12 protein-coding genes are annotated in these 14,848 nt (G+C 53.1%); 4 read left to right on the forward strand and 8 right to left on the reverse strand.

Annotation, left to right across the window (positions count from 1 at the left end; all coding sequences use genetic code 11):
- Nucleotides 1-15: 15 nt before the first annotated feature.
- The gene (locus D5398_RS04290) at nt 16-786 is read right to left on the reverse strand and encodes a class I SAM-dependent methyltransferase (protein WP_120506467.1); all 771 of its coding nucleotides are present in this window, start codon (nt 784-786) and stop codon (nt 16-18) included.
- A 152-nt stretch (nt 787-938) separates the two neighbouring features.
- Here D5398_RS04290 and D5398_RS04295 point away from each other — a divergent pair, with 152 nt between their 5' ends.
- From D5398_RS04295 to sseA, 3 genes are all read left to right on the forward strand, one after another.
- Nucleotides 939-1,730 carry a helix-turn-helix transcriptional regulator gene (locus D5398_RS04295; protein WP_120506468.1) on the forward strand — a complete coding sequence of 264 codons (792 nt, stop codon included), beginning with the start codon at nt 939-941 and terminating at the stop codon, nt 1,728-1,730.
- Nucleotides 1,731-1,878: 148 nt separating this feature from the next.
- Nucleotides 1,879-2,427, forward strand: coding sequence for a GNAT family N-acetyltransferase (locus tag D5398_RS04300; RefSeq protein ID WP_120506469.1), 549 nt, complete (start codon nt 1,879-1,881; stop codon nt 2,425-2,427).
- Between the two features lie 34 nt (nt 2,428-2,461).
- Entirely contained in the window at nt 2,462-3,307 is an 846-nt protein-coding gene (gene sseA / locus D5398_RS04305; RefSeq protein WP_120506470.1) for a 3-mercaptopyruvate sulfurtransferase, read from the forward strand.
- A 66-nt stretch (nt 3,308-3,373) separates the two neighbouring features.
- Here the strand turns inward: sseA and D5398_RS04310 are convergent, their stop codons facing one another.
- From D5398_RS04310 to purL, 6 genes are all read right to left on the reverse strand, one after another.
- Entirely contained in the window at nt 3,374-4,165 is a 792-nt protein-coding gene (locus tag D5398_RS04310; RefSeq protein ID WP_120506471.1) for a phosphate/phosphite/phosphonate ABC transporter substrate-binding protein, read from the reverse strand.
- 12 nt (nt 4,166-4,177) lie between these two features.
- Nucleotides 4,178-5,185: a fatty acid desaturase gene (locus tag D5398_RS04315; RefSeq protein WP_120506472.1), complete on the reverse strand. Its 1,008-nt coding sequence runs from the start codon at nt 5,183-5,185 to the stop codon at nt 4,178-4,180.
- Nucleotides 5,186-5,286: 101 nt separating this feature from the next.
- On the reverse strand, nt 5,287-6,588 hold the full coding sequence (agp, locus tag D5398_RS04320; RefSeq protein WP_120506473.1) for a bifunctional glucose-1-phosphatase/inositol phosphatase: 1,302 nt from the start codon (nt 6,586-6,588) through the stop codon (nt 5,287-5,289).
- Between the two features lie 172 nt (nt 6,589-6,760).
- Nucleotides 6,761-7,366, reverse strand: coding sequence for a lipid IV(A) palmitoyltransferase PagP (gene pagP / locus D5398_RS04325; protein WP_244216708.1), 606 nt, complete (start codon nt 7,364-7,366; stop codon nt 6,761-6,763).
- A gap of 214 nt (nt 7,367-7,580) precedes the next feature.
- Entirely contained in the window at nt 7,581-8,204 is a 624-nt protein-coding gene (pagP, locus tag D5398_RS04330; protein ID WP_120506474.1) for a lipid IV(A) palmitoyltransferase PagP, read from the reverse strand.
- Between the two features lie 272 nt (nt 8,205-8,476).
- A complete protein-coding gene (gene purL, locus D5398_RS04335; RefSeq protein ID WP_208645891.1) occupies nt 8,477-12,370 on the reverse strand; it encodes a phosphoribosylformylglycinamidine synthase in 3,894 nt (1,297 codons plus the stop codon).
- Nucleotides 12,371-12,645: 275 nt separating this feature from the next.
- Here purL and mltF point away from each other — a divergent pair, with 275 nt between their 5' ends.
- Complete coding sequence (gene mltF / locus D5398_RS04340) at nt 12,646-14,106, forward strand: membrane-bound lytic murein transglycosylase MltF (protein WP_120506476.1); 1,461 nt, start codon at nt 12,646-12,648, stop codon at nt 14,104-14,106.
- A gap of 13 nt (nt 14,107-14,119) precedes the next feature.
- Here the strand turns inward: mltF and tadA are convergent, their stop codons facing one another.
- Nucleotides 14,120-14,683, reverse strand: coding sequence for a tRNA adenosine(34) deaminase TadA (gene tadA, locus D5398_RS04345; RefSeq protein ID WP_120506477.1), 564 nt, complete (start codon nt 14,681-14,683; stop codon nt 14,120-14,122).
- Nucleotides 14,684-14,848: the final 165 nt, after the last annotated feature.

Consider the following 14,848-nt stretch of genomic DNA (forward strand, 5'->3'; position numbering starts at 1 on the left):
TCATACCGCAATGCCTTAGTTTTTCGACGCCACCAGCATCATAATATCGCTGGTAAATGAGCCGTCGGATTGGATCTCAAAGTGTTTTACGACTTCCTCAGACATCACTTTTTGCAGCTCGCGGATAGCGACAGCGAAATGTTCCGGCGTTCGCATACGCGCTATCCAGCTGGTGAATTCCAGCGGCAGGCGGTCGGTGGTGACTTCGCGGGATATCAGGCCAGCTTCAGAAGCCATGTTCAGCCATTCGCCAGGCGAATAATTGCGGACATGAGAGGTGTCGCGCAGTACTTCAATCGTTTGCAGATAAATATCCAGCAACGGATGGCCCGGCGATACCACATCCATCATGATAAATTTACCGCCAGGCTTCAGCACGCGTGCCACTTCGCGCAACGCCTGCCCGACATCATGCCAGTGGTGTGCTGAATAGCGGCTGATAATGATATCCGCGCTATGGTCGTCAAATGGCAGTGACTCTGCTACGCCCTGCTGTACCGTAATGTTGTTCAGATTTTTGTCTTTTGCCGCCTGCGCCACCACTTCCAGCATCTGCGCCGACAAATCATAGGCAATCACATTTTTGACAACTCCGGCGGCAACAAAGCTGGCGTGTCCCGCGCCACATCCCAGATCAATCACCTTCGCATCCGGAAAAGGCGCCAGCAACGTCGCCAGACGTTGCAGATCAGCGCCCTGCGAGTGAACGGCGCTGGTCAGATAATCTTTTGCCTGCGAACCAAACTGCTTATCAACGGCCTGAGTGTGGGTATTTTTCATGTTCATCATTGCTCCTGTCTGTCTTGTTTTTGTAATGAGAAAGCGGGTTTCAAATGACCTCAGAATCACTATAGGCATAGTTATATACGGGTACAATATGAGCATTTATACTGGTATAAGTTACTCCCTGTTTAAAACTTCCTGTTTAAGAGGATGGCATGATTGATAACGCAGAGTCACTCAGCGGGCCAAAAGCGCTGGGGACGTTTTTACGTACACACCGTGAACGCGTAACGCCGGAAATGGTGGGTTTGCCGGGCTCACCCCGTCGCAGAACCAGCGGACTGCGACGTGAGGAACTGGCGCAAATCAGTGGTATCAGCGCAACATGGTACACATGGATTGAACAGGGACGCGATGTGTCGATATCAGCCGCCACACTCGACCGTCTGGCGAAATCACTGCGCATGGAGCCTGCCGCACGCGAGTATTTATTCAGCCTCGCGTCGGTGAAAGACCCTGAGGCGTTGCCATCTTCTGCGGCACCGGACGCGGGTCTGAAAGATTACGTCAATCAGCTGACCTGCCCCGGTTATCTGCTCGACAGTTGCTGGAATATGCTGGCGTGGAATCCGCAGGCCGGTGCGCTTTTCAGCGGCTGGCTCGGCGTGGAGGAAAACCCTAATTTGCTGGATTTTATGTTTCTGCATCCGCTGGCGCGTCAGCTGGTGACCAACTGGCCGGAACGCGCCAAACGCGTGGTGGCAGAATTTCGCGCCGAAACCAGCCATTACCCGCATTCCGAGGCGGTTCGCCAGTCGGTGCTCCGGTTACGGGAACGCAGTACTGAATTCAGCCAGTGGTGGACACAGCAGGAGGTGCTGGCGCGCGAAGGCGGTGAAAGGCGCTTTAACCATCCGCTCAGCGGTGAAATCCGCTACCGGCAACAGACATTTTTTCCGGCGGGATATGCGGAATGCAAGCTGGTGATGCTGCTGCCGGAAGAATAAAACGGTGAGCAGGCAGCCCGCTGTTTTTTCACGCTAATTTTTTCTGGCTTAGCGGTATTTTCGCCAATTGACAGATTGATGCCGGATATGTGAGGCTGACTTTTTGGTTTCCTAAACTATTGGTTTCCTCAATGACAGGATAATGCCCATGCTGACACGCCAGATTTATCAGGATGATGAGATTGAGATCCGCGCCGCTACAGAGCTGGAAGCCATCACCCACTTTGAAGCCGTTCAGGCCTCGGTCAATGAAATAGGTGCATGGGAAAGCTGGTGTACCGATAAATATTCTCTTGATGACAGCCGCAAATATCTCACCGACAGTGAGCAAAAACGTCATCGCGGGGTAGAATTCAATTTCTGCGTGTTCGAACGATCCGGCGGTAATCTGATTGGCAGCGTGGGCATCAACCGCATCGTTCAGGAATATAAGTTTTCAAATCTCGGCTACTGGATCCGCACCGGTTATACGTGCCGGGGACTGGCAACGCTGGCGGTCAGAGCCGCAGCGCGTTTTGCGTTTACCGAACTGGAGCTGACCCGTCTGGAAATCGTGGTGATGGACAGCAATGAACGCAGCCGCCGGGTGGCAGAAAAAGCGGGCGCGACGTCAGAGGGCCTGCACCGTAACCGGCTTTATTATCACGGTCAGCCGCGTGATGCCTGGGTGTATTCTTTGATCCCCGGCGATCTCTGAGGCTGGCTCCACAAAGAAGATAAGGCAACAGAACATGACTTTTTCTACCCATACCGTTTCTACACAATGGCTGGCAAAAAATCTGAACTCACCGGATGTCGTCATTATCGATTGTCGTAAATCCAAACCGGGCATTACGCCACCGGTGGATTTTCATGGCAAATATCTTGAAGCACACATTCCCAACGCGATTTATGTGGAAGTCGACAGCATTTCCGACTGCACAACCGGCCTGCCGCATATGATGCCGACCGCAGAGGAATTCGCTGCGTCGATGAGCCGTTTAGGCGTCGCGGATACGCAAACTATCGTGCTTTATGATGAAGGTGATCTGTTTTCCGCACCGCGTGTGTGGTGGATGCTGACCAGTTTCGGCGCGAAAAGCGTGCGCGTTCTGGATGGCGGTCTGAATGCGTGGATTGCGGAAGGTAAACCGACCCAAAGCGGTGAGCACACCCGCGTTCCTTCGACGTTTAACGCGAAACTGGTGCGTCCGGTCGTCGTCAGTGCGGAACAGGTCAAAGACGCGCTCGGCAAAGTGCAGATTATCGACGCCCGTTCGCTGGCGCGCTTTAAAGCCGAAGCTCCGGAACCGCGTCCGGGGCTGCATGGCGGTCATATTCCCGGCAGCCTGAGTGTGCCTTTTACCGAGCTGACGCAGGACGGACACCTGAAATCGCCAGTGGAGCTGAAAGCCACGTTTGAAAAGCTGGGCGTAGATCTCAATAAACCGGTGATCACCAGTTGTGGTTCCGGTGTGACCGCTGCGGCACTGGCGTTCGGACTGGACTCCCTGGGTGTTAAAGATGTGCAGCTTTACGACGGTTCATGGGCTGAATGGGGTGATGTGAACGAAGATTTCCCTATCGAAACGCACTGATTTAACGGTACGTCAGAAATCATCACCGGGCCTCGGGCCCGGTTTTTTTATGCAGTTTACAGGGAGTCATGACGTCGTCAGTTCACGGACGCCAAATTCCTGAGCAATGTTTTTCATCAATGTAATCACGCCGTACGCCTGACGCGGCACTTCACTGAATTCTTCAATCAGCAGCGGTTTACTGACCGGCTCGTGTGCAATTTCATGCAGTGCCTGACGCAAAATAGCCAGATGTTCCGGCGATGTTTGCGGTGAGGTGATCAGTGGCAAACCCGGCACAGCTGCCGTCTGGCCAATGACCGCCAGACCGCTGAGCGCTGACGGCTCGTTACGGTGCAAAAGCTCCAGCGTCACGCAGTCAATTGCCGCCAGATCTGCCCGATTTTGCTGAACATAATGCAGGGATTCGCGGTGACTGCCGGTTGCGGTGGCCTGAGAGAAAAATTTCCCGGCCTGTGCCAGCGGTGCCACCAGCGCCCGCAGACTGTTGTATCCGGATTGAGAATCTGTGCTGTTGAACGCCAGCCGCCGGTGACGAAAATCAGGCAAATGCAGTTTTGCATCTTCATCACGCGCCAGCAAAAAACTGCGGTAACGATAACCGTCGCAGCCCGGCGCGCGGTAACTAAACGTGCCGACCAGCTGAACATCCGGCAGGCTTTCTACCAGCGGAAAGCCACAGGTCTGACTCAGCAATAAATCCGGCTGCTGCCAGTGCGTGAATAAATCCTGCGGCCAGCTCAGTGATGGCGGTGTGGCATTCAGGCCCGAGCGCTTCAGCTTTTGCCGCAAAACATCCGCGAAAGCTTCCACGTCCGGTACAGAGACAGCATACATCGGTAAAGACATCAGCATCATGCGGCCACTCCGTCAGGGGGTTTCCTGCTGATAATCATAGTCGCTGCGGGCGGTTTGCACAGGCTCACCGGCGCTGGCAAACGGATGCGCTTCCACACAGACCGGTTTCTGTGTGTGGTGCCGGAACCACTGCCGGTACCCTTTCACCACAAATCCCTCGCTGCGCGCAATGTAAGCTTCGCGTTCGGCAAAATACACCTGACGCAGTGCATACCAGGGTACGCCCGGCAAATCGTGATGTACCAGGTGATAGTTGAGATTAAGGAACAGCAGCCGCCAGATGAAACCGGCCTCATTAAGCGTTGAGCGTGCCTGTGGCGAATGTTCGGCACGATGCTCATAAAAGGAACGAACTTTAGTCAGGCTCAGCGCCGGATAGGTCACCGTCAGAATGAAATACCCGGCTGACAGGCCGCGAAGCGACATCCAGTACAATAAACCTGCCAGCAAAATCCCGTGGAATACCCACATACCGACCGTGCGCCAGTCCCCACGAAATACCGCTGTCAGCGCACCGGTCAGCGTGGCAGAAATATCCAGCAGCGGCCCGATCAGCATACGTCCCGGCAATGTATTTCGCAGACGGACAACCGCCTTCATCGCCGGTGACAGACTGTCCCAGCTGGCACGGCTGAAATAATAAGCCTCGGGATCATCACCCGGCAGCGTCAGATGTTCATTACGGTGATGCTGTAAATGCGTGTCGCGGTACAGGCCGTAGGGATACCAGACCGCCAGCGGCAGCGTGCCGAGCAGCTGATTCAGCCAGGGTTTACGGGTCGGATGCCCGTGAATGAGTTCGTGTTGCAGCGACATGTACCAGGCCGTAAACCAGATAAGCGCAGGTGTGGCAATCCACGGACCGAGATCTTCCCAGAAATACACCAGCGCAAACCAGCCGCTGTAAACCGTGACGATCAGTGTCCAGGTGGGGATTTCAAAACGCCACCATAATCGGGCGGAGAGTGAAGCAATGTCTGCCCGCTGACGGGCGCTGAGGTAAAACGAGGAGGACGCCATAATGTGCCAGAGTGAGAAATCTTTGGCACATTATCTGGCAGAGGAAAGCTGCCGCTAACTAACTTAAAACGCTATCTATTGCCAGTCAGCGGCTTAAGGCATCAGCCCTGTAAATCCTTTTGCACAGCCTGATTAAACTGCTCCATCGGGCAGAAACCTTGCTTATCAACGGTACAACCTTCGATTTGTAACGTGACGCGTTGCGGTGGATTTTTCAGGCTCAGCGCCACATTGTTGCGCAGCTGACGGGCGGTCGGATAAACATACTCAATTTTCATCAGATCCTTATCGGTCTTTTTATCGTGCCAGCGCTGGAAGACCACGGTTCCATTGATTGGCGTACGTTCGTACTGACCCGGCAACTGATAATCCTTCGTTTTCAGCGCCGCGAGCAGTGACGCGATATTGGAGTCATGCCCGACCAGCACCGCCAGTTTTGCCTGCTGTGCGGCTTTCTGATCTGCGGTCGTCGCCAGTTTTGGATCCAGCGCGCCGGAAATAAAGGTCAGCAACGGTTTAGCCGCGTTGGCAGCAATCGCCGGCGAACCAAACAGCGTTTCGTGATAAAGGTTTTTGATATCCTCCAGTTTCTTCCACTGCTCTGGCGTAGTGATTTTGCCCCACGCCACGTCTTTCATCGGATAACCTTCGTAGTATTGCAGCATAAACGCATCAGCCGCGCCGGTCGCCATACGCAGCGGCCCTGTAATACCTGGTTCTTTACCCTGCGTCAGCACGACTTCTGAAGGCTGCGAAGCCAGATCGCACTGTTGTTTTTCTTTGCAGATTTTACTGTTTTTATAATCGAGGATACTTTCCAGCAGCTGATAGTTTGGTTTGAGGCGCTGATTTAGCCCCGCCAGACCGCCCTCGCCTGCATGCTGATTAACAGAATTCAGCGCATTGGTTTTGAAGGTCTCGTTCACATCTGCGGTAATAATCGGATTAAATACCGGATCCATTTTGCCAATTTCTACCCGGTTGAGAACGGACACATCACAGCCCGGAAAAGCCCCGGTAGAGAAATGTTTCGCGGTATCAATAGTACGCGGCAAACTGTTGGCATAAGTGAAGACCTGAGCATTCTCCGGGCAGCCGGTAGCAGGCAGTAATTTATCTTTCGCCAGCCAGGCGCGGAAGTACCGGCCCATATGTTCAGAATTCTGGCCGCCTTTTGGCGTCAGTAAGCCTCCTTCGGTTTTCCATACCGGCCAGGTATGCGTCGTGGATTCGGCGAGCACGTCACCGTAGTTGACCAGCGGCGCGCGGATGCCGTGACGGCTGAGCACCAGGACTTGCTGGAGTTCTAAATTGTCAGACTGAGCTGCCTGAGCAGCCGGAAGCGAAAGCGGTAAAACGCAGGCAAGTGCAGACAACGCAAGATATCGGGATGCTTTTTTCACAAGTGATCCTCTTAATGAATAGTTTTGTAGATTCCCTGAAAACAAAAAACACCGCAAAAACCAACAGATTGATTCTTGCGGTGAATTTTCAGCATAGTGGAATATTCATCAAAAGGGAGGGATCAGGTTCACATCCTGAATCCGGTCTTTGTTCAGTCACAAAGAAAGCGGTTCAGAACTGATACCGCAACCAGGCAAAGAAAACGTTGCCGTTGTTGTAGGTTCCCGGAATATACGTCGCCTGGAATGTCAGTTTGTCATAACCAATGGAAGCCAGCGGTAAAACAATGGGGATCGGAATATAGGCGTAATCATCCCGCGCCGTGACCGCCGCGGTATATCCTAAACCTAAACGAAAGTTTTTATCTTCCGCAGGCGTCCATATTTTCTCCCAGCCGTAGCCACCGATAGGTTCCCATTTATTATGAGAATCCTTAAACGCCATAAAATAGATGCCGTTCCAGTTACCTTTTTCATCGTAGCGGGAAATACCATAACCCCCGCCCCACGGACGCTCGTTGTATCGGTCCGTTTTCTCTTTATCGTAAGTTAAACGGTTATGCCAGGTAATGACCGGCAGATACAGATCTTGTGAATCTGAATCATTCCAGGTCGTCGAGACTTTATCTTTAAAGTCTGACCATGTGTCAGAAAAACTGAATCCCTGCTGCTGGCTTTCAGGCGTAGTAACGGGACTGACTCCGCTATTGGTCGCCCAAACAACCGGACTAAATAATGCAATACATAAAAACTGACCTTTCCCTATAAAATTTTTCATCCGCATAATTATTCTCACTTCTTTTTTTAAGCTTTATCATATACAAAGCATGGTAGAAGAAGTTAAACGCGGGCATAACAAAAAACAGTTGCATACTATAATTATATGAAATCACAGTGATTGGGTTTTTATTTATCGGAATTATCTGTGAAGCATTTACGATAAATTTAAATTACTCAGACACTCTCTTACAGAAATATCTTACAGACAGGTCTTAAAAATCCCAGCGGAACCAGCCGAAGAGGACATTCCCTTTTGTGCTGGTTCCCGGAACATAAGTGGCCTGGAAAGTCAGCCGGGAATAGCCTGCGAAAACGAGTGGCAATACCATCGGAAACGGCACGTAATCGTAATTGTCTCGCGCCGAGACGGCGGCGATATATCCGGCACCCAAACGGAATTCTTTATCATCCAGCGGTTGCCATATTTTTTCATATCCGTAACCCGCAACCGGTTCCCATTTATTAAAGGAGTCTTTAAAGGCCATGGCATAAAGCGCGTGCCAGTTACCCTTTTCATCATAACGTGAAATACCATAACCGCCACCCCAGGGATGCTCGTTATATCCTTCAATTTGTTTTTTACTGTGTGTATGCCGGTTGTGACGTGTTAATACAGGAAGAAAGAGATCCTGATTTTGCGGTGCATCCCACGTTTCAGTTATGTTGTTTTTAAAAGAACCCCACAGCCCTTCATCATTATTCTGAGAAGAAATATTTTGTTCCTGAGGATTAAGAATGCTTTCCTGCGCCTGTACATTAATGGACGCTAATAATGAGAGCGTAATAATTAAACATGAGAATACTGCGCGGGAATTCGCGGGAATTATATTTTTCATTGGCGTATAAGCCCTGTTGAGTTGACCTGGGCATTATATGACGCCTAAAACATATAAATAGTTAATGATACATTAAGTAAAAATAAACCGGCTGAATGTAAAAATCGCTTACTTATCAAAAACAGAGAGTTAGCTTTTCCGCCAAAAGACTGAGCTGACATATAATTTTACATTTACCTAAACAGACGACTGACTTTATTTCCTGATATTCAGGCATAAAAAATCCGCAGGCTTTCGCACTGCGGACTTTTATTACCAGGGCTGTTTAACGATTAGCCCAGCTGCTTACGCGCATTGCGGAACATGCGCATCCACGGGCTGTCTTCGCCCCACTCTTCCGGGTGCCAGGAGTTACTGACGGTACGGAAAACGCGCTCAGGATGCGGCATCATTACGGTAACGCGGCCTGACAGGTTGGTCACTGCCGTGATGCCGTTCGGTGAACCGTTCGGGTTCGCCGGATAGGCTTCGGTCGCCTGGCCGTTGTTGTCCACGAAGCGCAGCGCCACCAGATTGCTGTGCTCGATTTGCGCCAGATGCGCCGCGTCACGCACTTCCACATGGCCTTCACCATGTGACACTGCGATTGGCATACGTGAACCGGCCATACCCTGCATGAACATTGACGGGCTGGCGGTGACTTCTGCCAGACTGAAACGTGCTTCGAAGCGGTCAGACAAGTTGCGTACGAAACGCGGCCAGTGTTCTGCGCCTGGGATGAGCTCTTTCAGGTTCGACATCATCTGGCAGCCGTTACACACGCCCAGCGCCAGCGTTTGCGGACGGTGGAAGAATTCTTCGAACTCTTCACGCACGCGGTCGTTGAACAGGACAGATTTCGCCCAGCCTTCACCCGCACCCAGCACGTCACCATAAGAGAACCCCCCGCAGGCGACCAGCGTGTGGAAATCCTGCAAATCGCGGCGACCGGCCAGCAGATCACTCATGTGCACGTCAACCGCATCGAAACCAGCGCGGTGGAAAGCGGCAGCCATTTCAACGTGGGAGTTAACGCCCTGCTCGCGCAGTACCGCCACTTTCGGACGCGCCCCCTTCGCAATGTACGGCGCTGCAACATCTTCGTCTGGGGCAAATGTCAGTTTGACGTTCAGACCCGGATCCAGATCGTTGGTTTTCGCCTGATGTTCCTGATCGGCACATTCAGGGTTATCGCGCAGACGCTGCATCTGCCATGTGGTTTCCGCCCACCAGGTCCGCAGCGTGGTACGGCTTTCGCTGTACACCGGCTTGTCACCCGAGGAAATGATGAAGCGATCACCGGTTTCAACCGTGCCGAGGTAATGCGTACAATCCGCCAGACCAAAATCAGCCAGCGTTTTCTCAACGGCTTCACGGTCTGATGCACGAACCTGGATAACGGCTCCCAGTTCTTCGTTGAATAATGCAGCCAGCGAGTCGTTGCCCAGCGCCGCGATATCTGCGGTCAGACCGCAATGTCCGGCAAAGGCCATTTCGGCCAGCGTCACCAGCAGACCACCATCGGAACGGTCGTGGTAGGCCAGTAATTTCTGCTCAGAGACCAGCGCCTGCATGGCGTTAAAGAAGCCACCCAGTTGCTCAGCGCTGCGCACGTCAGCAGGCGTATTGCCGAGCTGGCGGTAAACCTGCGCCAGCGCCGTAGCACCCAGTGCGTTATGACCAGCACCTAAATCTACCAGCAGCAGCGCGGAGTCACCTTTATCGGTACGCAGTTGCGGCGTCACGGTGTGGCGCACGTCCTCGACACGGGCAAAAGCCGTGATCACCAGTGAAAGCGGAGAGGTCATCTCGCGTTGCTCGTTACCTTCCTGCCAGCGGGTTTTCATCGACATGGAGTCTTTGCCCACCGGAATGGTGATACCCAGCGCCGGACAAAGTTCTTCGCCCACCGCTTTTACAGCGGCATACAGACCCGCATCTTCGCCCGGGTGACCTGCCGCAGACATCCAGTTTGCGGAAAGCTTGATGCGTTTCAGGCTGCCAATTTCGACCGCAGCGATGTTAGTCAGCGCTTCGCCCACGGCCATGCGGCCAGAAGCCGCAAAATCAAGCAGTGCCACCGGTGCGCGTTCGCCCAGTGACATCGCTTCGCCGTGATAGCTGTCGAGGCTGGCGGTAGTGACCGCGCAGTCAGCGACCGGGATCTGCCACGGTCCGACCATCTGATCACGCGCAACCATACCGGTGACGGTGCGGTCGCCAATGGTGATCAGGAACGTTTTTTCCGCCACGGCGGGCAGATGCAGAACGCGTTTTACCGCTTCCGCAATTTGAATATTTTCCGCATTCAGCTCGTCGCCTTTGGCTTTCAGCGTGGTGACGTCGCGGGTCATTTTAGGGGTTTTGCCCAGCAGAACATCCAGCGGCATATCAATTGGCTGATTGTCGAAATGGCTGTCTTCCAGAGAAAGATGCATTTCTTCAGTGGCTTCACCAATAACCGCGTAAGGTGCACGCTCGCGCTGGCAGATAGCATCGAACTGCTCCAGCTGAGCAGGCGAAACCGCCAGCACGTAACGTTCCTGCGATTCGTTACACCAGACTTCCAGCGGGCTCATGCCCGGTTCGTCGTTGAGGATATCACGCAGCTGGAAACGGCCACCGCGGTTGCCATCGCTGACCAGCTCCGGCATGGCATTGGATAAACCGCCCGCGCCGACGTCATGAATAAACAGAATCGGGTTAGCTTCGCCCAGCTGCCAGCAGCGGTCGATGACCTCCTGACAACGGCGTTCCATTTCCGGGTTGTCGCGCTGTACGGAAGCAAAGTCCAGATCCGCGTCAGACTGGCCGGATGCCATAGAAGACGCCGCACCGCCGCCCAGACCGATATTCATCGCCGGACCGCCGAGGACAATCAGTTTCGCGCCAACGGTGATTTCACCTTTCTGCACATGATCCGCGCGGATGTTACCGATACCGCCCGCCAGCATAATAGGTTTGTGGTAACCACGCAGCTCAGGCCCGTTATGGCTGTTGACGTTTTCTTCGTAGGTACGGAAGTAGCCCAGCAGTGCCGGACGACCAAATTCGTTGTTAAAGGCTGCGCCACCCAGCGGGCCGTCGGTCATGATATCCAGCGCAGTCACGATACGGTCCGGCTTACCGAAATCTTGTTCCCACGGCTGTTCAAAACCAGGAATACGCAGGTTGGAAACGGAGAATCCGACCAGACCGGCTTTCGGTTTCGCACCACGACCGGTTGCACCTTCGTCACGGATTTCACCGCCGGAGCCGGTTGCCGCACCCGGCCACGGAGAGATCGCCGTCGGGTGGTTATGGGTTTCAACCTTCATCAGGATATGCGCCTGCTCCTGATGGAAATCGTACAGACCGTCTTTCGCATCGGCGTAGAAACGACCGACCTGCGAGCCTTCCATTACGGCGGCGTTATCTTTATACGCGGACAGCACGTAATCAGGGGTCTGTTCGAACGTGTTCTTAATCATCTTGAACAGAGATTTCGGCTGAGTTTCGCCGTCGATAATCCAGTCTGCGTTGAAGATTTTATGACGGCAGTGTTCTGAGTTGGCCTGTGCGAACATATACAGTTCGATGTCCGTCGGGTTGCGCCCCAACGACGTAAAGGCTTCCATCAGATAATCAATTTCATCCTGCGCCAGCGCCAGACCTAATTTGATATTGGCGGTTTCCAGTGCGCCACGGCCAACGCCGAGGATATCCACATGCTGCACCGGAGCGGGCTGATGCTGCGCAAAGAGCGCGCTGGCATCTTCAGGATGGGTAAAGACGGTTTCCATCATGCGGTCATGCAGCAAAGCGCCCAGCTCGTTCCATTGTGCTTCGGTCAGTTGCGGTGCCTGCACATAAAATGCCAGACCACGCTCAAGGCGCAGAACCTGTGACAAACCGCAGTTGTGTGCGATATCGGTGGCTTTGGAAGACCACGGAGAAATAGTGCCAGGGCGCGGGGTAACCAGCAATAAACGACCGGAAGGAGCGTGTTCAGCGAGAGAAGGACCGTATTTGAGGAGGCGTTGTAACTTGGTTTGTTCGTCCGAATTCAGCGGCGCGCTGACGTCGGCAAAATGTACATATTCGGCGTAGATATCACTGACCGGAAGGCGGGCTTCCTGACAACGGGACAATAATTTGTTAATGCGAAAAGCCGACAAAGCGGGCGAACCACGCAGTATTTCCATAATCACAGATCTCTCGTCTTCGAAGACACTGACCACAGTGCTTCATTGGGCGCAACAGGGGGAAAACGCGGGCTATTATAAAGAAAGCTGGCGTCCGACGAAACCGTTTGCGTCGGGAATATTCATATTCCTTTATAACATCACAGTTATCATGGCTATTATGAATAAAGTTGCAGACTGTCGTTTTGTTGAGCAAAATGCGTCAGCACTGGGGATATAACCATACTAACTGCACAGCATAGCGTAAAAAAACAAGAGCGCCGCAGCGAGATAACTATTTGACGCGACTAAAAATTAATTATGTACTCATGGGGATTGCCGCCCTGTTACTGGCGCTGGCCCTGTGGCCTGCCGTGCCGTGGCACAGGGGTGAAGGCGATCAGCTGGAACAGATAAAATCCCGTGGAGAATTGCGCGTAAGCACGCTCAATTCTCCACTGACTTTTATGGACTCCCCTGAAGGCAATCTGGGCTTCGATTATGAACTGGCTAAACGCTTCGCAGATTATCTGGGCGTGCAGCTGGTGGTGACTCAACACACCACTATCGAGAGCATGTTCGACGATCTCGATCACGAGAAAGCCGACATGCTGGCTTCCGGTCTGGTGTACAACAATGAGCGTCTGAAAAACTATCGTGCCGGCCCGGAATACTATTCCGTTACCCAGCAGCTGGTTTACCGGCAGGGTGCCGCGCGCCCGAAAAGTTTCGCAGACCTCAAAGGATCACTGGTGGTGTCTGCCGGCAGCGCGCATATCGCCACGCTGGAAGACGCCAGCAAAAAATACCCTGACCTCACCTGGTCCACCACCGACAAATTATCGCCACGCGATCTGTTGCAACAAGTGGAGAATGGCAAACTCGATTATACGCTGGGGGATTCGGTCACTATCGCCCTGATGCAGCGCGTCTACCCACGTCTTGCGGTGGCTTTTGATGCCACTGACGACGAACCCGTAACCTGGTATTACCGCAAAAAATCGGATGACGACAGCCTTTCCGCCGCCATGCTGGATTTCTTCAGTCAGATATCCGAAGACGGTACGCTGGAAAAGCTGGAGGAAAAATACCTCGGGCACGTCGGTGATTTTGATTACGTCGATACCCGTACTTTCCTTAACGCCATCGACAGTACGCTGCCGGATTTACAGCCGCTGTTTGAAAAATATGCCCAGAACATCGACTGGCGTTTGCTGGCCGCCATCGCTTATCAGGAATCCCACTGGGATCCGCAGGCAAAATCACCGACCGGGGTGCGTGGTGTGATGATGCTGACCCGTGCGACGGCGGGCGGACTGAATGTTGATGACCGGACAGATGCCGAGCAAAGCATCCGGGGCGGCGCACAATATCTGTCGCATCTGATGGATAAAATGCCGGAATCTATCCCGCAGGATGAACGGATCTGGTTTGCGCTGGCAGCGTATAACATGGGTTACGGACATATGCTGGATGCCCGCAAACTGACCGCACAGCAAAAGGGGAATCCGGACAGCTGGGTGGATGTGAAGCAGCGCCTGCCGATGCTCAATCAAAAACGCTTCTTCAGCCGGACAGCTTACGGTTATGCACGCGGTACGCAGGCGTACAACTACGTGGAGAATATCCGCCGCTATCAGCTCAGTCTGGTGGGATATCTGATGGAAAAAGAGAAACAGCAGGCGCAAAAGGCTGCGCTTCAGGCACAGCTGGGTCAGGGATATCCGGTGGTGGATGCACAGGAAGCGCTGGGGAAATAAGGCCTGAACAGCCTTATTCTTCTGTATTTCCGGGAGTCATGTCTCCGGCCTGAGCCGCGCGCTCTGCCTGCCGGAGCGCTTTTTTCTGGCTCCGGCGAAAACGAAAGAATGCACTTAACTGTTCAGAGCAGGCATCAGCCAGAACGCCCGAGGTGATTTCGACCTGATGATTCATGCCGGGATGGCGCAGAACATCCATCAGGGAACCGGCTGCACCGGTCTTGGCATCGGCTGCGCCATACACCACGCGACGGATACGGCTGTGGATCATGGCTCCGGCACACATCACACAAGGCTCCAGAGTCACATACAGCGTGGCATCCAGCAGGCGGTAATTTTGCACTGCATTGCCCCCCTGACGCAGAGCCATAATTTCCGCATGCGCCGTCGGATCATGATGTCCGATAGAACGGTTCCAGCCTTCGCCAATCACCTGATTGTCTAAAACCAGTACGGCACCCACCGGCACTTCGCCTTCCTCCTGCGCCTTCAGCGCCAGAGTCATTGCGTATCTCATCCAGCGTTCGTCGTCGTTCATTTCTGCTAATTCTGTCACTGCCACTTCAACCTCAGTCATTTTAATCCGCAGCCATTATACCTTTGTTAGCGCCGTCAGCCCACGGGCCATAACCACCACCCTGCATACCGTTCATTGTAGATAATAGGTAATTTTATTTAACGAATAACACCAAAAACTCCGATAGCAGGAACTACTTATATAATCGAATAATAACCTTATATT

Source organism: Rahnella bruchi (assembly GCF_003614975.1).
In the GTDB taxonomy this organism is placed as follows: Bacteria; Pseudomonadota; Gammaproteobacteria; order Enterobacterales; family Enterobacteriaceae; genus Rahnella; species Rahnella bruchi.

Coding starts and splice junctions, on each gene's coding strand:
- D5398_RS04290 (WP_120506467.1), bottom strand. CDS start 786: ATGAACATGAAAAATACCCACACTCAGGCCGTTGATAAGCAGTTTGGT.
- D5398_RS04295 (WP_120506468.1), top strand. CDS start 939: ATGATTGATAACGCAGAGTCACTCAGCGGGCCAAAAGCGCTGGGGACG.
- D5398_RS04300 (WP_120506469.1), top strand. CDS start 1,879: ATGCTGACACGCCAGATTTATCAGGATGATGAGATTGAGATCCGCGCC.
- sseA (WP_120506470.1), top strand. CDS start 2,462: ATGACTTTTTCTACCCATACCGTTTCTACACAATGGCTGGCAAAAAAT.
- D5398_RS04310 (WP_120506471.1), bottom strand. CDS start 4,165: ATGATGCTGATGTCTTTACCGATGTATGCTGTCTCTGTACCGGACGTG.
- D5398_RS04315 (WP_120506472.1), bottom strand. CDS start 5,185: ATGGCGTCCTCCTCGTTTTACCTCAGCGCCCGTCAGCGGGCAGACATT.
- pagP (WP_244216708.1), bottom strand. CDS start 7,366: ATGAAAAATTTTATAGGGAAAGGTCAGTTTTTATGTATTGCATTATTT.
- pagP (WP_120506474.1), bottom strand. CDS start 8,204: ATGAAAAATATAATTCCCGCGAATTCCCGCGCAGTATTCTCATGTTTA.
- tadA (WP_120506477.1), bottom strand. CDS start 14,683: ATGACTGAGGTTGAAGTGGCAGTGACAGAATTAGCAGAAATGAACGAC.